This is a genomic window from Plantactinospora sp. CA-290183, from assembly GCF_050936375.1.
In the GTDB taxonomy this organism is placed as follows: Bacteria; Actinomycetota; Actinomycetes; order Mycobacteriales; family Micromonosporaceae; genus Plantactinospora.
Window position 1 is genome coordinate 996,724 of sequence record NZ_JBNJMX010000001.1, and the last position, 20,875, is coordinate 1,017,598.

20 protein-coding genes are annotated in these 20,875 nt (G+C 73.1%); 9 read left to right on the forward strand and 11 right to left on the reverse strand.

The window, feature by feature from the left end; all coding sequences use genetic code 11:
• Positions 1-106: 106 nt before the first annotated feature.
• Positions 107-670 (forward strand): NADPH-dependent FMN reductase, encoded by a 564-nt coding sequence (locus tag ACQEUR_RS04715; protein ID WP_433025687.1) that lies wholly within the window; start codon positions 107-109, stop codon positions 668-670.
• 101 nt (positions 671-771) lie between these two features.
• Positions 772-1,620 (forward strand): 3-hydroxyacyl-CoA dehydrogenase family protein, encoded by an 849-nt coding sequence (locus ACQEUR_RS04720; RefSeq protein ID WP_433025690.1) that lies wholly within the window; start codon positions 772-774, stop codon positions 1,618-1,620.
• Positions 1,621-1,773: 153 nt separating this feature from the next.
• Here ACQEUR_RS04720 and ACQEUR_RS04725 read toward each other — a convergent pair whose 3' ends face one another.
• The 4 genes from ACQEUR_RS04725 to ACQEUR_RS04740 all read right to left on the reverse strand — a co-directional run bounded on the left by ACQEUR_RS04725 (position 1,774) and on the right by ACQEUR_RS04740 (position 5,173).
• Positions 1,774-2,616, reverse strand: a complete 843-nt coding sequence (locus ACQEUR_RS04725) for an ABC transporter permease (protein ID WP_433025693.1) — start codon at positions 2,614-2,616, stop codon at positions 1,774-1,776.
• On the reverse strand, positions 2,613-3,461 hold the full coding sequence (locus ACQEUR_RS04730; protein WP_433025696.1) for an ABC transporter ATP-binding protein: 849 nt from the start codon (positions 3,459-3,461) through the stop codon (positions 2,613-2,615). Before ACQEUR_RS04730 ends, ACQEUR_RS04725 begins: the two co-directional genes overlap by 4 nt.
• Positions 3,462-3,519: 58 nt before the next feature.
• Positions 3,520-4,476 (reverse strand): polysaccharide deacetylase family protein, encoded by a 957-nt coding sequence (locus tag ACQEUR_RS04735; protein ID WP_433025699.1) that lies wholly within the window; start codon positions 4,474-4,476, stop codon positions 3,520-3,522.
• 82 nt (positions 4,477-4,558) lie between these two features.
• On the reverse strand, positions 4,559-5,173 hold the full coding sequence (locus tag ACQEUR_RS04740; RefSeq protein ID WP_433025702.1) for a DUF4126 domain-containing protein: 615 nt from the start codon (positions 5,171-5,173) through the stop codon (positions 4,559-4,561).
• Positions 5,174-5,245: 72 nt separating this feature from the next.
• Here ACQEUR_RS04740 and nucS point away from each other — a divergent pair, with 72 nt between their 5' ends.
• Positions 5,246-5,905, forward strand: coding sequence for an endonuclease NucS (gene nucS, locus ACQEUR_RS04745; RefSeq protein ID WP_433025705.1), 660 nt, complete (start codon positions 5,246-5,248; stop codon positions 5,903-5,905).
• Positions 5,906-6,046: 141 nt separating this feature from the next.
• Complete coding sequence (locus ACQEUR_RS04750) at positions 6,047-7,762, forward strand: hypothetical protein (RefSeq protein ID WP_433025708.1); 1,716 nt, start codon at positions 6,047-6,049, stop codon at positions 7,760-7,762.
• Between the two features lie 24 nt (positions 7,763-7,786).
• Here the strand turns inward: ACQEUR_RS04750 and ACQEUR_RS04755 are convergent, their stop codons facing one another.
• Both ACQEUR_RS04755 and ACQEUR_RS04760 read right to left on the reverse strand, forming a co-directional pair.
• Entirely contained in the window at positions 7,787-8,449 is a 663-nt protein-coding gene (locus ACQEUR_RS04755; RefSeq protein ID WP_433025711.1) for a methyltransferase domain-containing protein, read from the reverse strand.
• A gap of 80 nt (positions 8,450-8,529) precedes the next feature.
• The gene (locus ACQEUR_RS04760) at positions 8,530-10,029 is read right to left on the reverse strand and encodes an aldehyde dehydrogenase family protein (RefSeq protein WP_433025714.1); all 1,500 of its coding nucleotides are present in this window, start codon (positions 10,027-10,029) and stop codon (positions 8,530-8,532) included.
• Between the two features lie 206 nt (positions 10,030-10,235).
• On the opposite strand from ACQEUR_RS04760, the gene ACQEUR_RS04765 reads away from it, so the two are divergent.
• Both ACQEUR_RS04765 and ACQEUR_RS04770 read left to right on the forward strand, forming a co-directional pair.
• Complete coding sequence (locus ACQEUR_RS04765) at positions 10,236-10,799, forward strand: FHA domain-containing protein (protein WP_433025717.1); 564 nt, start codon at positions 10,236-10,238, stop codon at positions 10,797-10,799.
• Between the two features lie 202 nt (positions 10,800-11,001).
• Positions 11,002-12,873: a 3-hydroxybutyryl-CoA dehydrogenase gene (locus ACQEUR_RS04770; protein WP_433025720.1), complete on the forward strand. Its 1,872-nt coding sequence runs from the start codon at positions 11,002-11,004 to the stop codon at positions 12,871-12,873.
• 69 nt (positions 12,874-12,942) lie between these two features.
• Here the strand turns inward: ACQEUR_RS04770 and ACQEUR_RS04775 are convergent, their stop codons facing one another.
• From ACQEUR_RS04775 to ACQEUR_RS04795, 5 genes are all read right to left on the reverse strand, one after another.
• Positions 12,943-14,031 carry an FG-GAP-like repeat-containing protein gene (locus ACQEUR_RS04775; RefSeq protein ID WP_433025723.1) on the reverse strand — a complete coding sequence of 363 codons (1,089 nt, stop codon included), beginning with the start codon at positions 14,029-14,031 and terminating at the stop codon, positions 12,943-12,945.
• 136 nt (positions 14,032-14,167) lie between these two features.
• On the reverse strand, positions 14,168-15,268 hold the full coding sequence (locus tag ACQEUR_RS04780; RefSeq protein ID WP_433025726.1) for an FG-GAP-like repeat-containing protein: 1,101 nt from the start codon (positions 15,266-15,268) through the stop codon (positions 14,168-14,170).
• Positions 15,269-15,317: 49 nt separating this feature from the next.
• The gene (locus ACQEUR_RS04785) at positions 15,318-16,427 is read right to left on the reverse strand and encodes an FG-GAP-like repeat-containing protein (protein ID WP_433025729.1); all 1,110 of its coding nucleotides are present in this window, start codon (positions 16,425-16,427) and stop codon (positions 15,318-15,320) included.
• Between the two features lie 41 nt (positions 16,428-16,468).
• Positions 16,469-17,593 carry an FG-GAP-like repeat-containing protein gene (locus ACQEUR_RS04790; RefSeq protein ID WP_433025732.1) on the reverse strand — a complete coding sequence of 375 codons (1,125 nt, stop codon included), beginning with the start codon at positions 17,591-17,593 and terminating at the stop codon, positions 16,469-16,471.
• A 34-nt stretch (positions 17,594-17,627) separates the two neighbouring features.
• Complete coding sequence (locus tag ACQEUR_RS04795; protein ID WP_433025735.1) at positions 17,628-17,789, reverse strand: hypothetical protein; 162 nt, start codon at positions 17,787-17,789, stop codon at positions 17,628-17,630.
• 177 nt (positions 17,790-17,966) lie between these two features.
• Here ACQEUR_RS04795 and ACQEUR_RS04800 point away from each other — a divergent pair, with 177 nt between their 5' ends.
• From ACQEUR_RS04800 to ACQEUR_RS04810, 3 genes are all read left to right on the forward strand, one after another.
• Positions 17,967-18,293 carry a hypothetical protein gene (locus ACQEUR_RS04800; protein ID WP_433025738.1) on the forward strand — a complete coding sequence of 109 codons (327 nt, stop codon included), beginning with the start codon at positions 17,967-17,969 and terminating at the stop codon, positions 18,291-18,293.
• A gap of 233 nt (positions 18,294-18,526) precedes the next feature.
• Complete coding sequence (locus tag ACQEUR_RS04805) at positions 18,527-19,780, forward strand: ice-binding family protein (protein ID WP_433025741.1); 1,254 nt, start codon at positions 18,527-18,529, stop codon at positions 19,778-19,780.
• A gap of 165 nt (positions 19,781-19,945) precedes the next feature.
• On the forward strand, positions 19,946-20,785 hold the full coding sequence (locus ACQEUR_RS04810) for an alpha/beta hydrolase (protein ID WP_433025744.1): 840 nt from the start codon (positions 19,946-19,948) through the stop codon (positions 20,783-20,785).
• Positions 20,786-20,875: the final 90 nt, after the last annotated feature.

Here is a 20,875-nt window from a genome sequence, read left to right on the forward strand (position 1 = left end):
CTTGCTTGACAAAGCAAGTAACGCTCTATTTGCTTAGACCGGCAAGTACGTGGGTACGCCCGGGTTCAGCCGGGCCGCATCCATGCCGCACACCAAGGGAGAACACGTGACCAGGATCGGCATCATCCTCGGCAGCACCCGTCCGGGGCGCAACGGCGAGGCCGTCGCCAAGTGGGTGCACCAGGTCGCCACGGAGCGGACCGACGCGGAGTTCGAGCTGATCGACCTGCTCGACTACAAGCTGCCGCACCTCGACGAGATCATGCCCCCGGCCATGGGCCAGTACACGCAGCCGCACACCCTGGCGTGGGCCGCCAAGATCGCCTCGTTCGACGGCTTCGTGATGGTGACCCCGGAGTACAACCACTCCACCTCGGGCGCCCTGAAGAACGCCATCGACTTCCTCTTCGCCGAGTGGAACAACAAGGCGGTTGGCTTCGTCAGCTACGGTTCCGTCGGCGGGGCGCGCGCCGTGGAGCACCTCCGGCTGATCGCCGGCGAGCTCAAGATGGCCGACGTACGGACCCAGGTGGCGCTCTCGCTCAACGCCGACTTCGAGAACTACAGCGTCTTCAAGCCGGGCGAGCAGCACCTGCCGACGCTGCAGACCATGCTCGACGAGCTCGTGGCCTGGAGCAACGCGCTGGCACCGCTGCGCGCGGCCGGCTGAGACCCGCGCCCGTCGGGCTCCTACCGGCCGGTAACCTGCCCTCGGCCGCACCAGGCTAGGGTGCTGGAGCAAGGACACAATCCAGCCGAGGGAGTGAGCAGATGGCGGGTCGACTCGCGGTCATCGGGGCCGGTCTGATGGGTTCGGGGATCGCCCAGGTCGCGGCGCGGGCCGGTTGGCAGGTGTCACTGCGCGACCTGGACGACACCGCCACGCGCCGTGGCCTGAACGGCATCCGTACCTCCCTGGAGAAGTTCGCCGCCAAGGGGGTACTGGACGGCGACGAGGTCGAGGCGACCCTCGGCCGGATCACCCCGACCACCGAGCTGGAGGCGGCGGCCGACGCCGACCTCGTGGTCGAGGCGGTCTTCGAACGGCTGGAGGTCAAGCAGGAGGTGTTCCGGGCGCTGGACAGGATCTGCCCGCCCGGGGCGGTGCTCGCCACCAACACCTCGGCGATCCCGGTCACCCAGATCGCGGCGGTGACCGGGCGGCCCGAGTCGGTGGTCGGCACCCACTTCTTCTCGCCGGTACCGATGATGAAGCTCTGCGAGCTGGTCCGGGGCTACAAGACCAGCGACGAGACGCTGGCCACGGCCCGCGCCTTCGCCGAGGAGATCGGCAAGACCGTGGTGGTGGTCAACCGGGACATCGCCGGCTTCGTGACGACGCGGTTGATCACCGCGCTGGTGATGGAGGCGGTCACGCTCGTCGAGTCCGGGGTGATCTCGCCGGAGGACCTGGACACCGCCTGCAAGCTCGGCTTCGGGCACGCCATGGGCCCGCTGGCCACCACCGACCTGACCGGTGCCGACGTGCTGCTGCACGCCACGAGGAACATCTACGCGGACACCGGCGACGAGAAGTTCTTCCCGCCGGAGCTGCTCCAGCGGATGGTCGCCGCCGGTGACCTCGGCCGCAAGACCGGCAAGGGCTTCTACTCGTACTGACCGGGCGAGCGAGCTGGTTCGACCCGGCGAACGGGTCGCCCGCAAGATCGCGGTGATCAGCGAGCTGATCGCACGACGCGCCGTACGACACGCGGAACCGTTCCCTGATCACGGCGATCATGGGGCGGGGGTGCGGGTGGGGGCGGGGGTGGGTCAGCGGGGGGTGGGGGTCCAGCGGAAGGTGCGGAGGCAGAGCAGGAGGCCGATCAGGCACCAGGCGGCGAGGACCAGGGCGACCCGGCCCAGCTCGAACGAGCCGGCCGCCTCCTGGGCGCCGAACTGCGCGGGCAGGAAGACCGAGCGGAGTCCCTGGCACATCCACTTCAACGGGAAGAGCGCCGCCACCTGCTGCATCCAGCCGGGCAGCTCGGTGAAGACGAAGAAGACCCCGGAGATGAACTGCAGCACCAGCGCGACCGGAGTGGCGGTCGCCGACGCGCCGCGGGCGGTGCGGGCCAGCGAGGAGAAGGCGATCCCGCAGAGCGTGCAGGCGGTGACGCCGAGCACCGACACCCAGCCGAAGGTGAACCAGCGGCCGGCCGTGTCCGGCAGCCTCAGGTCGAACAGCAGGGTGGCGACGGCGAGCAGCAGCACCGTCTCGGCCAGGGCGATCGCCGCCACCATGATCACTTTGCCGGCGAAGTAGACCCACGGCGGCATCGGGGTGCCGCGCAGCCGCTTGAGCACCCCCCGGTCCCGCTCGCCCGGGATCTGGATCGCCAGGTTCTGGAAGCCCACCGCCACCAGGCCCGAGGCGATCATGCCGGTCACGAAGTACTGCGTGAAGCTCACCCCGCCGCCGAGGTCACCCCGGAAGATCGACGCGAAGATCAGGATCAGGATCACCGGGAAGGCCATGGTGAAGACCACCGACTCGCGGCTGCGCAGGAACTGCCGGATCTCCAGCCGGCCCTGGCGCAGGCCGAGGGCGAGCGGGCCGACCCGGGGCCGGGTGCCCGGCCGCGCGGTGGCCGCCTGGTCCGCCGTCGTGCTCATCGCTGTCCGATCATCCGTAGGTAGACGTCCTCCAGGCTGGGCCGGGTCACCGTGAGCCCCGGTACCTCGCCGCCGAACCGCGCGGCCAACTCGGCCACCAGCGCCGTCGGCGTCGCGCTCTCCGCGCGCTCCACCCGCCCGTCCGGGGTACGCCAGGAGACCGTGGCCGCCGCCTCCGCCCGGTTGCCCAGCCGGGCCGGGGTGGCCACCTCGACCAGCCGGCCGCCGGCGAGCACACCGACCCGGTCGGCGAGCGCCTCGGCCTCGTCCAGGTAGTGCGTGGTCAACAGGATCGTGCTGCCGGCGGCGGCCAGGTCCCGGATCAGTTCCCAGAACTCGCGGCGGGCCTCCGGGTCGAAACCGGTGGTCGGCTCGTCCAGGAAGAGCAACTCGGGGCGGCCGATGATGCCCAGCGCCACGTCCAGCCGCCGCTTCTGCCCACCGGAGAGGGTGTGGGTACGGGCCCGCGCCTTGTCGGCCAGCCCGACCCGGCCGATGACCTTCTCGGGGTCGTCCGGGTCGGGATAGAAGGCGGCGAAGTGTTCCACCACCTCCGCCACCGTCAGCTCGTCGAACTCGCCGGTGCCCTGCAACACGATCCCGACCCGGGACCGCCAGCGCGCGTCGGCGCGGTCCGGGTCCACGCCGAGCACGCGCACCTCGCCGGAGTCGCGGCGGCGGAAGCCCTCCAGGATCTCCACGGTGGTGGTCTTGCCGGCGCCGTTCGGGCCGAGCAGCGCGAACACCTCGCCCCGGGGCACCGCGAGGTCGATGCCGTCCACGGCGGCGGTGTCGCCGTACGCCTTGCGCAGCCCCCGTACGGAGATCGCGAGCTGGTCGTCCATGGCTCAACTATGCGCGCCGGGCCACCGGCCCCGGTCACCGGGTGTCACGTCCGGCCGGTCAGCGGCCGAGTACCTCCGACAGGGGCGCCGGAGTCAGCCCCCGCTCGCGCAGGCCGCGCAGGATGTGCGGCAGGGCCTCGTCGGTCATCGCCGCGTTCGCCTCGGTGACGTGCAGGATCACGACCGACCCGGGCCGCACCTTCGACAGCACGGCGTCGACGATCGGCCGCCAGGCGGTGGCGAACGGGTCACCGCTGACCACGTCCCCGTCCACCACGGTCAGCCCGAGCGGCGCGAGCGCGGCCAGCGCCGCCGCGTCGTGACAGAGCCCCGGGAAGCGGAAGTAGCGGGTCTGCCGGCCGCCGTACGGCTCCACCACCTGGAAGGTCCGGGCCACGTCCTCGGTCATCCGGTGCCCCGGCAAACGGGGCAGCCCGTGGCAGTCCGGGGTGAACGCCAGGTGCCCGTAGGTGTGGTTGGCCAGTTCGAAGCCGGGGTTGCCGGCCAGCCGCCGGGTCAGCGCCGGATACCGCTCGACCCACTTGCCGGTCAGGAAGAAGGTCGCCGGGACGCGCTCGCGTTCCAGCAGCTCGATGATCCGCAGGTTGGCGTACGACCGGACCCGGCCGGCGCGCAGGTTGGCGAGCATCCCGTCGGTCATGTCGGCGTCGAAGGTGAGCGCCACCCGGTCGCCCGTCCGGGGCCCGTGGTCCACCACCGGCGGGCGGGTGCCGACGCGGGTCGCCCCGGGGCGGTCGGCCGGAGCCGGGCGGCCCGGTGACGGCGTAGCGGCCGAACCGGTGACCCCACCCGGCGTCGCGGAGCCGCCGGGCGCCGCCGTCACCCGGACGTCACCGACCGGGCTCGGGGTGGCCCAGACGGCCGCCGGATCCGGCTGGGGCGAACGGTCGTCCGGCGCGGACCCGGCCCGCACCACCACCACCCCGAGCACCAGGGCCCCGGCGAGCGCGCCCGCCGAGAGGGCGAGCAGGGAAATCCGAACCGTCTTCGCCAACACGCGCACGATCATGGCAGTCGGCGCGGTCCGTCGCCGCCCCGTACCGGAATGGGCGGCCCGGCGGGGGGAGCGGCCCCGGTCAGACCCGGGTGGCCTCGCGGGCGGCGGCGCGTTCCCGCCGGCGCCGCCGGCGGCGGCGGACGGTCCAGACCACCAGCAGCGGTACGGCGAGCAGGAACACCAGCACCAGCGCCGGCAGCAGGATCGCGGCCAGCGACACGACGACGCTGGTGGCGTCCTCGGCGGTGCTCGCCACCGGGGCGCCGAAGCCGGCCGTGCCCGCGTTGATCACCGGCCGGGCGGCCGCCTTCACCCCGTGTACGCCGAGCGCGATCAGCACCCCGACCACGATCGGCACCCACTGGCTGGAGCCGAAGAACTGGCCAGGATCGCTGACCGTGACCGTCTCCGCGCCGGAGCCGGCGCCGAAGGCCAGGCCACCCGCGGTCGGCCGGACCACGGTCTGCACCACGTCGTTGACGTGGTCGACCACCGGCACCTTGTCGGCGACGATCTCGACGGTCAGCAGCACCGCCAGGATCCCGAGGACCCAGCCGTTGCCGAGCCACTGCCAACCGCCGGGCAGGGTGATCACGTCGGTGAAGCGGGCGAGCAGTCCCATGGTGAGCAGCGGGATGTAGGCATTCAGTCCCGCGCCTGCGGCGAGACCGGTTCCGGTGAGGGCTTCCAGCACAGATCCAGGATGGCACCGACTCGCCAGCCCCGCCGGATCGGCGTCGTCCGGCGGCTCCGCTACCCTCCTCGGGTGCGGTTGGTGATAGCGCGGTGCTCCGTGGACTACGTCGGACGACTCTCGGCACACCTGCCGCTGGCGACCCGGCTGTTGATGGTCAAGGCCGACGGGTCGGTCTCGATCCACGCCGACGACCGGGCGTACAAGCCACTCAACTGGATGAGCCCGCCGTGTCGGCTGGAGGAGGCTCCCGGGGTCTGGCGGGTGGTCAACAAGGCCGGCGAGGAGCTGCGGATCGTGCTGGAGGAGATCTTCCAGGACTCCTCGTACGAGCTGGGGGTCGACCCGGGGCTGCGCAAGGACGGCGTGGAGGCGCACCTTCAGGAGCTGCTGGCCGCCAACCCGACCACCCTGGGCGACGGGTTCACCCTGGTCCGCCGGGAATATCCGACGGCCATCGGGCCGGTCGACCTGCTCTGCCGGGACGGGGCCGGGGCCACGGTCGCGGTGGAGGTCAAGCGGCGCGGCGACATCGACGGGGTGGAGCAGCTCACCCGCTACCTCGAACTGCTCAACCGGGATCCGCTGCTCGCGCCGGTCCGCGGGGTCTTCACCGCGCAGGAGATCAAGCCCCAGGCCCGGGTGCTCGCCGCGGACCGGGGGATCCGGTGCGTGGCGGTGGACTACGACCGGCTGCGCGGCATCGAGCGCGACGAGCTGACCCTGTTCTGACCCGGGAGGGACCGCCCGCTGTGGAGCCGGGCGCCGGCCCGGCGGACGCGGACGGCCCCGACGCGCAATCGTGGCGCGATCGGCACGCCCCCGCGACCGGTCGGTGCCGTGATCGTTATGCCCTGCCGTCACGATCGGGACATGTTCGGGGAGACGGGAACGCGCGACCGGTCCACCGGCGGTGCCGGGCTGGCGCTCGGCTGGCTCGCCCACCCGGTGACCCTGCTGGCGATCGTCCTGCTCGTGGTCAACGACCACCTGCTGAAGGCGGCGTACCCGGGCCCGGTCACCGGGAAGCTCAGTGACGTCGCCGGCCTGGTCGTGCTGCCCCCGTTGCTGGCCCTGGCGCTCGCCGGGGTCGCGCCACGGCTGTCCGGGCGGCGGGTCGCGCTGGCCGGCCTCGGCCTGACCGGCGTGGCCTTCGCCCTGGTCAAGGCCACCCCCGCCGGGGCGGCCGCCGCCTCGGCGCTCTGGACCGGGCTGACCGGGCCGTCGGTGATCCTGGCCGACCGTACCGACCTGGTCGCGCTGCCCGCGCTCGGCGTCGCCGGCTGGGTGTGGACCCGGGGCCGGCGGCGGGCGCTGCCGGCGGGCGCGGTACGCCGGTTCGGCGTACTCGTGGTGCTCCCCACCGCCGTCCTCGGCCTCGCGGCCACCAGCGCACCGTCCTATCCGGACTCGGTGGCGGTGACCACCTGGCGGAACCAGGTCGCGGTGGGCCAGGCGGACGCGTACCACGGCAGCGACGGCCGGCCGGAACGGTGGTGGGTCGGGGAGCGGGACGGCCGCGACTGGCGCCCGATGACCCCGGAGGAGGAGCTGGCCTCCGGGGCCGAGCTGGCCGGGCCCTGGGCCGGACGGCCGGAGGCCTGCGTCCCGGACCAGCCGGCCCGCTGCTACCGGGTGGTGCCGGGACGGCTGCGGGTGGAGGAGACGGCCGACGGCGGCGCCACCTGGCGGAGCAGCTGGGAGGTGCCCGACGAGCGCCGGCGCTACCTGGTCCGCCGCTACGACGGCCTGCACGACCCGGACGCGGACCTCGCGTCCCGGGCGCTGGTGGTGCGGCCGACCGGCGCCGGGCACGTCGTGGTGGTGGCCAACGGCCGGGACGGCATCGCGGTCCGCGACCCCGCCGGTGGCTGGTCCCGGATCGGGTTCACGCCGTACGGCGGGGCGGGCCGGCCGATGCCGGTGGAGGGGCCGGCCCTCGGCGCGCTCGTGCCGGAGGTCCTCGGCGCGCTGCTGGTCGGGTTGCTGGTGATCGGGGTGGGCGGCTGCCTGGCCGCGCGCCGGGGCGGCGGCACCGTCGTCCCGTTCGCGATCCCGCTCGTCCTGGCGGCCGCGCTCGCGCCGCTGGGCGTGGCCGGTTGGTACGCCGAGCACCCGCGGGTCCTGCTCGGGTGGTTCTCGATGGGCCTGGGGCTGCTCCTGGCGCTGGCCGGCGCCGGCGGGGTGGTCCTGGTCGCGGCGATCAGACGGATGGTGGCGGAACGTTGGCTTCCGCTCCTGGTCCTGATCGGAGCGCTCACCGGGGCGGCCTGGTTCGCCGCCTTCGTCGGCTGGGCGGCCGGGCTGACCGGCTACCGTTCGGCGGCACTGCTCGGCGTGCTGGCCGGGCTGGTCGGGGCGCTGGCCGCCGGCCGGCTCGGACACGCGATCGGGCGGGTGCCGCCGCCCCGGCCGACCGCACCGCATCCCCGGCATCCGCTGGTACCGGCGCCGGCGCCCCCGGGTGCGCCCGGCCGGCGTCCCGGGTATCCGCCCCCGGGGCCCGGCGGGGTGCCGCGCGGTGGGCCCGGCGGGGTGCCGGCGGCGGACGCCGCCGAGTCGGCGCCGGAGTCCGCCGACCCGCGCTGAACGGGGCGGCGGCGGGCCCTGCGCTCATCCCGGGCCGGTACGGACCGCGATCAGCGACTTGGGAAGCCCGGCCAGCCGTTCGGTGCGGATCTCGGACTGCGGAAAGTAGTGCCGCATCTGGGACCGGTCGACCAGTTCGGTCCAGAGCACCTGGTGCAGTGCGGTCTCCCGGTCCGCCGGCCGGGTGTGCGCCAGCGGCCACCGCCGGGCCACCGCCACCCGCACCCGGACCGGGGTGAACTGCATGCCCGGGGCGATCCAGTGTGGCTCGATCGGGAAGTAGCGGTAGGGCGTCTGCACCCAGTGCGCGTCGGAGAGCGCGTGCACCGTCTCGGCGAACCGCAGCCGGCGCTCGTGCCCGCCCACGTGCTCCAGTACCGAGTTGGAGAAGACCAGGTCGTAGCGGCGTTCGGCGATGCGCCGGGGCAGGGCGCAGGCGTCGGCCCGGTCCACCTCCGCCCAGTCGGGGACCTCGGCCGGGGCGGCTTCCAGGTTCACCACGTGTACGTGCTTGGGGCGTACCGCGCTGCGCGCCCAGGTGCCCACCCGGCCGCCGAGGTCCACGACGGACATCTGGGCCAGGTCCGGAAAGGCCTCGGCGAGCCAGCCGGCCCGCCGCTGCCGCCGCCGGGCGCCCCAGGAGTTCTCGCCGTCGACCAGGCGGAATCGCAACTCGTGCAGCCCCATCTGGCGAACGCTACCGACAGTTGATCCGAGTAGGTATGTCCTGGTCGTCCTTTTATTCCCTACGATCGGTTGATACGTCGTCACCGCCCGTACAATATTTTGGCGATCTTGACGAGGCGGTCGACCTGCGCCGACGTCCGTTCGAAGCTCATCGCCGGCACCACCGAACGGGCGCGCCGTCGGGTCACCGCCTTCGTCCGGGCGAACTCGCGGAGCCCGTCCGGGCCGTGGATGCGCCCGAAGCCGGAGGCGCCCACCCCGCCGAAGGGAAGTGTCGACATCCCGACGAAGGTCAGCGTCGAGTTGACCGCCGCCATCCCGGTACGGAGCCGGCGGGCGATGGCCGGGCCGTTGCGGCGGCTGAACACCGCGCCGCCGAGTCCGTACGGCACCGCGTTGGAGCGGGCGATCGCCTCGTCGGCGTCCGCGACCCGGTTGACGGTGAGGGTCGGGCCGAAGGTCTCCTCGCGGACGGCGGCGGCGTCCTCCGGCACGTCCACCAGGACCGTCGGCCGGACGTAGGGCGGCTGGACCGCGTCGGCCCCGCCGAGCACGGCACGGCCGCCCCGGGCGAGGGCGTCGTCGATGTGCCGCCGGATGACGTCGAGCTGGCTCGGCATGGTGATCGGACCGATGTCCGCGTCGCCACCCGGGCCGACGGTCAGCCGGGCGGCCCGCTCGACCACCCTGGCGACGAAGGCGTCGTGGACCGGCGCGACCGCGTAGACCCGTTCGATGCCGATGCAGGTCTGCCCGGCGTTGGTGAACGCGCCCCAGACGCAGGCCTCGGCGGCGGCGTCCAGGTCCGCGTCGGCGTCGACGATCATCGCGTCCTTGCCGCCGCCCTCCAGGACGACCGGGGTGAGGGACTCGGCGCAGGTCGCCATCACCTTCTTCGCGGTCGCGGTGGAACCGGTGAAGGCGACCTTGTCGACGCCGGCCCGGCAGAGCGCGGCGCCGACGTCACCGAGCCCGTGCACCGCCTGCAGAACCGGATGTTCGGGTACCACCTCGGCGAAGGTGTCGACCAGCCACTGCCCGACCGCCGGGGTGTACTCGCTGGGCTTGAGCACCACGGCGTTGCCGGCGGCGAGGGCGTAGCCGAACGCGCCGACCGGGGTCAGCACCGGATAGTTCCACGGGCCGATCATCCCGACCACCCCGTACGGCTGGTACTCCAGGTGGGCCGAGTGTTCGGCGAGCAGGAGCCGGGACCGTACCCGGCGCGGCCCGAGCACCCGCCGGGCGTTGCGGGCGGCCCAGTCGACGTGGTCGATGGCACTGAGGGTCTCGACCACGGCGTCCGCCACCGGTTTGCCGGTCTCCAGGTGGGAGAGCGCGGCGAGTTCGGTGATTCGATTGGCCAGTACCGCGCGCCAGGCCAGCAGCCGGGTGCGCCGGCCGGTGAAGCCGAGTTCGCCCCACCAGAGCGCCGCCGCGCGGGCCCGGTCGACCGCCCGGGCGACGCCGTCCGGGTCCGCGACCGGGAACCGGCCGGCCGCCGCGCCGGTGGCCGGATTCGTGGAGATCAGTTCGCCGTCCTCGATCGCGGGCACGCCGGGCGCGTTCACGGTCGTCATGGCGGCAGTCTAGACCCGAGTATTACTCGCGGGTAGGTGCGCGGATCCGGGGCTCGCCGGCCATCCGCCGAACCGGCGGGCCGGATCGGCTCGCCGTCGACGCGACTCGGTCCACCAGGACGTGCCGGGGCGCGCCGACGGATGGGAAGCTGACCTGCGGAGCCGGCGTTGCCGCGCCGGCCGGACGCCTGCGATTGGGGCGCGCGATGTCCGACGAGCTGGATCTGCTGCCACTGTTGACCGTGGCCAGTGGCGCGTTGCGGGGGGCGAGCTTCCGGTTGCGCCCGGGGCTGCGGCGAATCGGCCGGGAGGACGGCGCGGACGTCCTGCTGGACGACCCGAAGGTCAGTCGCCGGCACGCCACGGTCGAGCGGGTCGGTGGTCGGGTACTGCTGGCCGACACCGGGTCGACCAACGGCACCTGGCTGAACGACCGGCGGCTGGACGGCCGCACCGAGCTGCGGGACGGGGACCGGATCCGGGTCGGCCACGTCGAGCTGCGCTTCTTCGACCCCGGCACGGCCGCGACCGACCCGGTCGGCACCTTCCGGTACGCCCTCGCGGCCGCCGCCGCGCCGCCGCTCGCCGGCACCCCGCCGCCGGCCGGGGCCGCCGCGTCCCCGAGCGGCGCGCTGCACGGACCAACCCAGTTGATGGGTACGCCCCGGCGGTCCCGCCGGATGCTGGTGCTGATCGGCGGTGCCGCGGTGCTCGCCGGCTGTCTCGTGCTCGCGAGCTGGGCGACCTGGAGCCACCTCGCCCTGCGCTGACCCGGCCCGCGGGTGGCGGACCGGTCCGGCGGACCGCGTCCGGAGGTGGCTCCCCGACACCCCGGCCGAACCGGCCACCGCGCTGCTGGAGCTGATCAACCGGCGGTGGTGGGCACCGGCCGGCGGAGTGGACGTGGCAGACTCCGCCCGTACCTGAGCGACGGTTCAACCGGTCGCCCCGGACCCGAGCGGGAGGAGTGCCGTGGCACCCGAGTTCACCGGTGACGACACCGCCGACACCGCCGACAGCGCCGACAGCGCCGACACCGCCGGCACGAGCGGCACCGCCGGCACGAGCGGCACCGCCGGCACGAGCGGCACCGCCGGCACGAGCGGCACCGCCGGCACGAGCGGCACCGCCGGCACGAGCGGCACCGCCGGCACGAGCGGCACCGCCGGCACGAGCGGCGCCGGCCTCACCAGCGTCGGCGTCGTCGGGCTCGGCACGATGGGCGCGGGCATCGTCGAGGTCTTCGCGCGAGGCGGGCTGGACGTGGTGGCCGTCGAGATCACCGAGGCCGCCCTGGAGCGCGGCCGGGCCACCCTGACCAGGTCGACCGATCGGGCGGTGACCCGGGGCCGGCTGACGGCCGCCGACCGGGACGCGCTGCTGGGCCGAGTCCGCTTCGAGGTGGGGCTGGCGGCGCTGCGCGACGTCGACCTGGCGATCGAGGCGGTGCCCGAGCGGCTGGAACTCAAGCGGCGACTCTTCGGCGAACTGGACTCGGTCTGCAAGCCGGCGGCCATCCTGGCCACCAACACCTCCTCGCTGAGCGTCACCGAGATCGCCGTGGCCACCACCCGGCCGGAGCGGGTCGTCGGGATGCACTTCTTCAACCCCGCGCCGGTGATGAAACTGGTCGAGGTGGTCCGTACGGTGGTCACCGCCGACGACGTGGTGGCCGGGGTGGAGGCGCTCTGCGCCCGCCTCGGCAAGGTCGACGTGACCATCGGCGACCGCGCCGGCTTCATCGCCAACGCGCTGCTCTTCGGCTACCTCAACCAGGCGGTCACGATGTTCGAGGCCCGGCACGTCGGCCGGGAGGAACTCGACACGGCCATGCGGCTGGGCTGCGGACTGCCGATGGGCCCGCTGGCGCTGCTGGACCTGATCGGCCTGGACACCGCGTACGAGATCCTGGAGACCATGTACCGGCGGGGTGGCCGGGACCGCCGGCACGCCCCGGCGCCGCTGCTCCGCCAGATGGTCACGGCCGGGCTGCTCGGCCGCAAGTCCGGCCAGGGCTTCTACCGGTACGCCGGCCCCGGCTCCGGCACCGTCGTACCCGACGAGCCGGCCCCGCCGTCGGAGCCGGTGGGGACCGATGTCGCCCGTCCGGTCGCCCGGATCGGGGTGGTGGGCCCGGGTCGGACGGCCGACGCCATCGTCGAACGCCTCACCCGGGCCGGGTACGAGGTGGTCGCGGCGAGCCGCAGCGCGCTGGACGACCTGGCCGACGTCGACCTGGTGGTGGAGGCGGTGGCGGAGGAGGAGCCGGCGGCGAAGTGCGAGCTGCTGGCCCGCCTCGACGAGATCTGCCGGCCCGGCGCCGTGCTCGCCACCACGACCGCCGCGCTGCCGGTCGTCGAGCTGGCGATGGCGACCCGGCGCCCGGCGGACGTGCTCGGGCTGCACTTCTGCGACCCGGCGTCGACCGGTGGATTCGTGGAGATCGTCCGGACGGTCCGCACCTCGGTGGAGGCCATCGCGACCGCGCGGGCGGTCTGTGCCGCGCTGGGCGGCCCCGCCGTGGTCTGCGCCGACCGGGCCGGCTTCGTGGTCAACGCGCTGCTGCTGCCGTACCTGAACGACGCGGTGCGGATGCTGGAGGCGTCGTACTCCACGGTGGACGACATCGACCACGCGATGAAGCTCGGCTGCGGCTACCCGGTGGGCCCGTTCGAGCTGCTCGACGAGGTCGGCCTGGACGTGGCGCTGGCCCTCCAGCGCCGGCTCTACCGCGAGTCGCGGGAGCCCGGCCTCGCCCCGGCGCCCTTGCTGGAGCAGTTGGTGACGGCCGGCCGCCTGGGCCGGCGGAGCGGTCGAGGCTTCCGCGACCACACCGACGGGTAACGCGACCGCACCGACGGGTGACGCGACCACACCGACGGGTGACCGGGCGGCCCGCTCCGGCCACCCCGGTCAGTCCCGGATCCGCAGGCTGACCGTCGCGTTGCTGCTCCGGGCGCCCTCACTGAGCCGGTAGACGAACCGGTCGGTCCCGCCGTGCTGCCGGTGCGGGGTGTAGACGACCGTCCCGTTCGTGGTCACCCTGACCGTGCCGTGGGTCGGCGGGACGAGGATGGTGACCCGGGCCCGGCTGGTCGCGTAGTCGTTCGCCTTGACCTGAATGCCGGAGGACTTCGCGCCGGGGACGGTGGGATAGTCGCGGACCGCGACCGGTGCCCGGACGAACCGCCCGTCGCCGGTGCCGAGGAAGACCGTGTCGGCCCCGGTCACGTCGCTGTGGGTCAGCACGTCGAGGATGCCGTCGTTGTTCACCTCGGCCACCTCCACGCTCCAGTGGTCGTCGCCGTCCGGGTCGGCGTGCAGGTCCAGCACCGTGCCGTCGTCGAGCACCACCACCACGCCGGCGAAGTGCCCGGCGCAGCCCTCGGCGTACGCGATCGTCACGTCCATCGCGCCGTCGGCGTCGAAGTCGGCGAGCCGGTAGTCCGGCCGGCCGGAGCAGTAGTGCACCGGGCCGGCCACCAGTGCGCCGGTGCCCGTGTTGAGGTACGTCGCGAAGCCGTCGCCCTGGTCGGTCCACTCGTAGACGTCCAGGCGCCCGTCGCCGTCGAAGTCGGCCGTGCCGATGAAGCTGGGTTGGAAGATGGTGTCGAAGCCCGCCGAGACCTGGAACGAGTCCAGCGCGAGCAGGTCGCTGGCGACGGAGGGCGGCCGGCCGGCGAACCAGGCGACCACCAGTTCGTCCGGGGCGTCGCTGTCGAGGTTCAGCCCGACGCCCATGTCGGGGCAGTACGGCGCCGACAGGTACGGATAGGACTGGACGGGCCCGTAGCCGCCGCCGGGCCGGCCCAGCTCGACCAGCACCGCGCACTGGCCGGGACCGGGCAGGAAACCCAGGGTGTTCCGGTCCGCCAGCCCGTCCCCGTTGACGTCGGCGATGATCGGTTCGTCCTGCCAGCCGGCCTGGGCCGCGGGCGCGGCAGCACCCAGGGTCGCGATGCCGACCGTCACGGCGAGGGCGATGATGCGTCGATTCCACATGGTGCCTCCTCGGCCGTGACCCGCTTCCGCGGCGTACCGGCTCTCTGTAATGGAGGTTATGTCCAACTAGGGGGGAAAGTATGCATGCTGACCGTAATGTGACAGCGAATGCCGCCCGGCGGACGACAGCCCCGGATCAGGGCACGACCTTGAGGATCACGACGGCGTCGCTGGTCCGCCCGTCCTGGGTGATCCGGTAGACGAACCGGTCGGTCACCCCCGGCACCGTGCCCGGGGTGTAGACGACGGTCCGGCCGGCGACCACCCGTACGGTGCCGACCGTGGGCGGGGTGACGATGCTGACCGCCACCCGCCGGCTGGTCCAGTCGTTGCGCAGCACCGGCACAGTGGTGGGAGTCCGGCCGCTGACCGTCAGGGCGTCCCGGACCGCGAGGGGCGAGGCGACGAACGTACCGTTGCCGACACCGAGGAAGGTGGCGGGTTGCCCGGTGGACTGGGAGTAGGTGAGCACGTCGGGCACGCCGTTGCGGTCCGCGTCCAGCACGTTGATGGTCCAGCTCGGCCTGCCGCCCGCCGCCGACTGGAGGGGGACCACGGTGCCGTCGTCGAGCACCACCACCACCCCGCTGGAGCCGCTGGCGCAGCCGCGGACGTACGCGATGGCCACGTCCATCGCCCCGTCCCGGTCGAAGTCGGCGAGGCGGTGGTCGATGGGAGCCCCGCAGTAGCGCACCGGACCGGGGCGCAGGGTGCCGGTGCCGTCGTTGAGGTAGGTGGCCAGCCCCTGACCCTGGTCGGTCCACGCGTACAGGTCCAGCCGTCCGTCGCCGTTGAAATCGGCCAGCCCGATGAAGTTGGGCCGGCGGATCGCCCGGAAGCCGGTCCAGACCCTGAAGTCCCGCAGCACCAGCAGATCCGGGCCGGCCCCGCCGGGACGGCCGTTGAACCAGCCCACGACGAGTTCGGCCCCTCCCACACCGTCGAGGTCCACGGCCACGCCCAGGTCGGGGCACGCGGTGGAGGCGCCGCCGCCGGGCCCCGGATAGGTGTACTCGCGCGCGGGCAGGTAGCCGCCGCCGGGCCTGCCGAACTCCACCCGGACCGCGCAGCCGCGCGGTGGAGCGTCGTCGAGCCAGGCCCGGTCGAGCAGGTTGTCACCGTTCAGGTCGCCGTACAGCGGCCGTCCCGGCCCGTCGGCCCGGGCGGTGGCGACCGCCCCGCCGACCGCGATGATCGTTACCGTGGCGGTCACCGCCGCGATCCGTGTTCTCCACATGGCGCCCTCCGGGCGTTACGGCGGCTCGGACCGGCCGGGCCGTCGGGGGTCAGCCGATGATCCGGAGGCTGACCGCGGCGTTGCTCGTCTTACCGTCCTGGGTGATCCGGTAGACGAACGAGTCGGTCGTGCCGTGGGTCGGGTTCGGGGTATAGATGATCGTGCGGCTCGTGGTGACCTTGACCGTGCCGTGCCGGGGCGGGGTCCAGATGGTGACCCGGGCCCGGTCGCTGGCGTAGTCGTTGGCGAGCACCACGATGTTGGTGGCCCTGACGCCACTGACCGTCGGGTAGTCCCGCACCGCCAGGGGCGACCGGACGAACGTGCCGGTACCGAGGCTGATGAAGGTGGTGATCTCGCCGGTGGTCTGGTTGTACGTGGTCACGTCGGCCAGGCCGTCGTGGTTGACGTCACCGGTGTCGACGGTCCAGCTCGCCAGACCCTCCACGTCGGCGTGCAGATGGACCGGGCTGCCGTCGTCGCGGATCACGACCACCCCGCTGAAGTAGTCGCCGCACCCCTCGATGTACGCGATCACGACGTCCATCGCGCCGTTCCGGTTGAAGTCGGCGAGCCGGTGGCTGAGCGGGCCCGCGCAGTGCCGGATCGGGCCGGGTACCAGCGATCCGGTGCCGGTGCTGAGATAGGTGGCGAAGCCCTGCCCCTGGTCGGTCCACTCGTAGATGTCCTGCCGCCCGTCCCCGTCGAAGTCGGCGGTGCCGATGTAACTCGGCTGGAAGAGGGTGTTGAACCCGTGGGTGACCCGGAAGTTGTCCAGCACCAGCAGGGTGGTGGCGACCGTCGACGGGGGCCCGGCGAACCAGGCCACCGCGAGTTCGGCCGGGGTGTCCGGGTCAAGGTTGAGCCCCACCCCCATGTCCGGACAGTTGGGCTCGTCGGCCGGCAGCGACAGGTACGTGTACGGCTGTGGTGGCCCGGAGGCGCCGCCGGGCAGGCCCAGGCTCACCACCACCTGACAGGCGACCGCCGCCCCCATGACGGCGCGGAGCGCGGCGCGGTCCGACAGCCCGTCCCCGTTCAGGTCGGCGCTGATCACCTCACCGGGCCAACCTGCGACGGCGCGGGTACCTCTCAGGCCGCCGCCGATCGTCGCCACGGCCACCGCCACGGTGATCGCGGCGATCCGCCTACCCTTCATGGCCCGCCTCCTCAGGGCTCGCCGACCCGGGACCGGGTCGGCTATCCGGTCCACCGGACGTATACGACGGCGCTGCTCCGGCGAGCGCCCTCGGTGAGCTGGTAGGTGAACCGGTCGGTCGTGCCGTGGTCCGCCCGGGGCGTGTAGACGATCCGGCCGCCGCTGATCACCCGGGCCGTGCCGTACCTCGGCGGGACGGTGATGGTGACCTGTGCCTGGCTGGTGGCCTGGTCGTTCGCGAGCACGTCGATCGTCACCGCCCTCGTCCCGGTGAGGTGGACGGTGTCGGTGTTGGCCCTCGGCGACTGGACGAACCGGCCGCCGCCGATGCCGATGAAGTACTCGGTCTCGCCGGTCACCCGGGACACCGTCCGGACGTCGGGGATCCGGTCGCCGTTGGCGTTGACCACCCGGGTGGTCCAGGTCTCCAGCCCCAACGGGTCGTACTGCAACTCCTGGGTCGTGCCGTCGTCCAGCACCACCGCGACCCCGCTGGCGAAGTCCGGCTCGCAGCGTTCGATGTAGCTATTGACCAGGTCCATCGCGCCGTCCAGGTCGAAGTCCCGCAGTTGGTACTCGAGCGGCCTGGCGCACCACTCCGCCGGCCCGTGGGTCAGCGTGCCGTTGCCCAGGTTCAGGTACGTCTCGATGCCCTGCCCCTGGTCGGTGACCGAGTAGACGTCCTGCCGCCCGTCGGCGTTGAAGTCGGCCGTGCCGAGGTAGTAGGGCGAGAAGATCGCCTGCACGAGGCCGAACAACGGATGGAAGTCGTTGTCCAGCACCAGCAGGTTGTAGGGGACGGTCGGTGGCGGGCCCGGGTACCAGGCCACCACCAGCTCCTGATGGCGGTCGGTGTCGAGGTCCACCGCCACCCCGAGCTCCGGGCACCGGGTACCCAGGCCGGAGCCGCCGGGCCGCAGGTAGACCGCTGCCGAGGGGGTGCCGTAGCCGCCCGAGGCCACGCCGTACTCGACGATCACCGAGCAGAAGTCCGGCTGGACGATGCCCAGCGTCATCCGGTCGGTGCGGCCGTCGCCGTTCGCGTCACCGAAGATCTGCTCGCCCCGGCCGCCCGCGTGGACCAGGGAGGGTGCGATCGGGCCGGCGCCGCCCAGCGTGGCCACGAGGAGCAGCACTGCGGCGATGGCGGTTCGCTTGCGCCACATGGCGCCTCCCTCTGTCGACGCGTTCCGGACGGCCTCAGGCCGGGAACCTGATGGTGGCGGTCGCGCTGCCGCGGCTGCCCTCTTCGACGAGCTGGTAGGTGAACCGGTCGGTGCGACCGTGGGCGGCGGGGACCGGCCTGCCGACGCCGGCCACGGGGGCCGGAGCGGGAAGGGTGACTGCCCGCTTCCTCCGCATGGGTCCCCCTGAGAGCGAATGGGGCGAGCGGTCTGGCCAGCCCTGTTTGCGGACGCTAGACCCTTTTTGGGGAGATCGGTCCGCTGCTGACCGTGATCTGACAGCTACACTCTGCGGTGTAATCGCAGCTCGGGTCGGGTGCCGGTGTCCCGCAGTGGCGCCCGTACGCTTGCTGACGTGAGTCCCCGTCGCAACCGCCCCCGCCCCGAAGCGGCCGCTCCGCTGGACGGCGACCGGGTACGTCGCGGCGTCGAGTCCGTCCAGGGGTGGTGGGACGGGGAGTGGCAGGTACGGGCCATTCCGGGTGGCGGGGCGACCAAGACCTACCGGTGCCCCGGCTGCCTCCAGGAGATCCGGCCGGGCGTCGCCCATCTGGTCGCCTGGCCGGCGGACGGCCGGGGTGACCTGACCGACCGCCGACACTGGCACAACGGCTGCTGGCGGGCCCGGGAGCGGCGCGGCCCGGGGGTCGAGCGCTCCCGCAGCGCGCCCCGGTACGGCTGAGACTCCAGCGAAACCTGGTAACTTATGCCCGATTCTCGCCCTTCGTGGGGTCTTGTCACCTAAGCTGCCTTCAAGTGATGTCAGCTTATGTCGGTTGTCTGTGCTTTTTGGCCGGTAAGTGTCCTCTGTGACGCTCGGCGAGCGCACCCACGGAGGGCCGTTTTGTGGCGGTAAAAGCGAATCGTCGTCGAGACCGCGCGCTCGTACCGGCGCTGGGAGCAGTCGCGGCGCTGGTGACCACCGCGGTGCTGCTGTTCAACATGACGGGGGCGAGTGCGCAGATCGCGCCGGTGAATCTGGGGACGGCGGCGAACTTCTCGGTGCTGGCCGGTTCGACGGTGACCAACACGGGGCCGAGCGTTCTGGGCCAGGGCCTGGGTGTGCATCCGGGCAGTACGGCGACGGGTTTTCCGCCCGGGGTGGTGCTGGGGGAGATCCATCTTGCCGACGCGGTCGCGTTGCAGGCGAAGAACGACCTGACCACGGCGTACAACGATGCGGCGGGGCGGACGCCGTTCACGAGTCTGCCGGCGGAGTTGGGCGGTCTGACGTTGACCGAGGGGGTCTACCGGATCGGCGCGGCGCAGTTGACCGGGACGTTGACGTTGGATTCCCAGAACAATCCCGCCGCGGTGTTTATCTTCCAGATCGCCTCGACGTTGACCACGGCCTCGAACAGCAGCGTCGTGTTCATCAACGGGGCGTCACCGTGCAACGTGTACTGGCAGGTGGGTAGTTCGGCCACGTTGGGCACGGGCACCGACTTCGTGGGCAACATCCTGGCGCAGGCGTCGATCACGTTGAACACCGGCGCGGACCTCCAGGGTCGGGCGCTGGCCCAGACGGGTGCGGTGACCCTGGACACCAACGACATCACCGCGCCGGTCTGCCTGCAACCGACCGGTACGCCGACCGCCACCCCCACGGCGACGCCGACCGCGACCCCCACGGCCACCCCGACCGCGACGCCGACCGCCACGCCCACGGCGACGCCGACCGCGACCCCCACGGCCACCCCGACCGCGACGCCGACCGCCACGCCCACGGCCACCCCGACCGCGACGCCCACGGCCACCCCGACCGCCACACCCACGGCCACGCCGACCGCGACGCCCACGGCCACGCCCACCGCGACCCCCACGGGACAGCCGACCGGCACGCCGACCGCGACGCCCACGGCAACGCCGACCGCCACACCCACGGCCACGCCCACGGCAACACCCACCGCCACACCCACGGCGACCCCGACCGCGACTCCCACCGCGACGCCCACGGCCACGGCGACGCCCACGGGGCAGCCGACCGTCACGCCCACGGCCACGGCCACGGTCACCGCCAGGCCGACGGGCAGACCGACGCTCCTTCCGGTCACCGGTGAGGACGGCGCAAGCGGGCTGGTCCCGGTCCTGGCCACCATCGGAACCGCCCTGGTCGCCCTCGGTGGGGCCATCGCGTTCCGCTACCGGCGACGGACGGGCAGGTCCTGATCTCCGGGCCCGGCCGGACGACCGTCCGGCCGGGCCACCCTCGGCGATCGTCGCCCCGCCGCCCGGACGGTCCGCGACAGGGGGGACCGGGGTGCGACCCGGGATCTTCGTCACGCCGGCCCGGTCCGGCCGGCAAGATCCGCTGATCCGGGCGAGACTGGACGGGTGAGTCCCGCCATCCGCGCCACCAGCATCCTGCCCGCCCGTCGCGAGGACATCGAGCTGCACACCGCCGACGGCCTGCGGCTGGTCGGCGAGCTGGCGCTCCCCGCGGATCGCGACCCGGTGGCCACCCTGGTCTGCCTGCACCCGCTGCCCACCCACGGCGGGATGATGGACAGCCACGTGTTCCGCAAGGCCGCCTGGCGGCTGCCCGCCCTGGCCGATCTCGCGGTGCTGCGGTTCAACACCCGGGGCACCAGCAGCGTGCGCGGCACCAGCGAGGGAACCTTCGACGCCGGGAACGCCGAACGGTACGACGTCGCGGCGGCCATCGAGTACGCGGAGTTCGCCGAGCTGCCGGCGATCTGGTTGCTGGGCTGGTCGTTCGGTACGGATCTGACCCTCAAGCACGGCTGCGACCCGGCCATCGTGGGCGCGATCCTGCTCTCGCCGCCGCTGCGCTTCTCCACCGACGAGGACCTGGCGCAGTGGGCCCGCTCCGGCAAGCCGCTCACCGCCCTGGTGCCCGAGTTCGACGACTACCTGCGCCCGGAGGAGGCGCGGCGCCGGTTCGCGGCCGTCGGGCAGGCGGAGGTGGTGGGCGTGCCGGGGGCCAAGCACCTCTGGGTTGGAGACGCCGAGACCGTGCTGGACGAGGTGGTCCGGCGGGTCAACCCGGACGTCGCGCCGCCGTTGCCGTCGACCTGGGACGGTCCGATGGAGACCGGCGACGCCAGCGCGTACGCCGACCGCACCGTCGCCGCCTTCGCCGACCGGACGGCGCCGGCCCCGGACGGCCGCACCTCCGCGGCACCGGACGGTCGACCGGACCAGGCGGGCTGACCGGCCGAGGTCATCGACCGCCGGTCCGGCTCGCCCATTATTTCGTATTGTCCTATTCCTGGATATATCGCTGCATATGATGCATGTCGA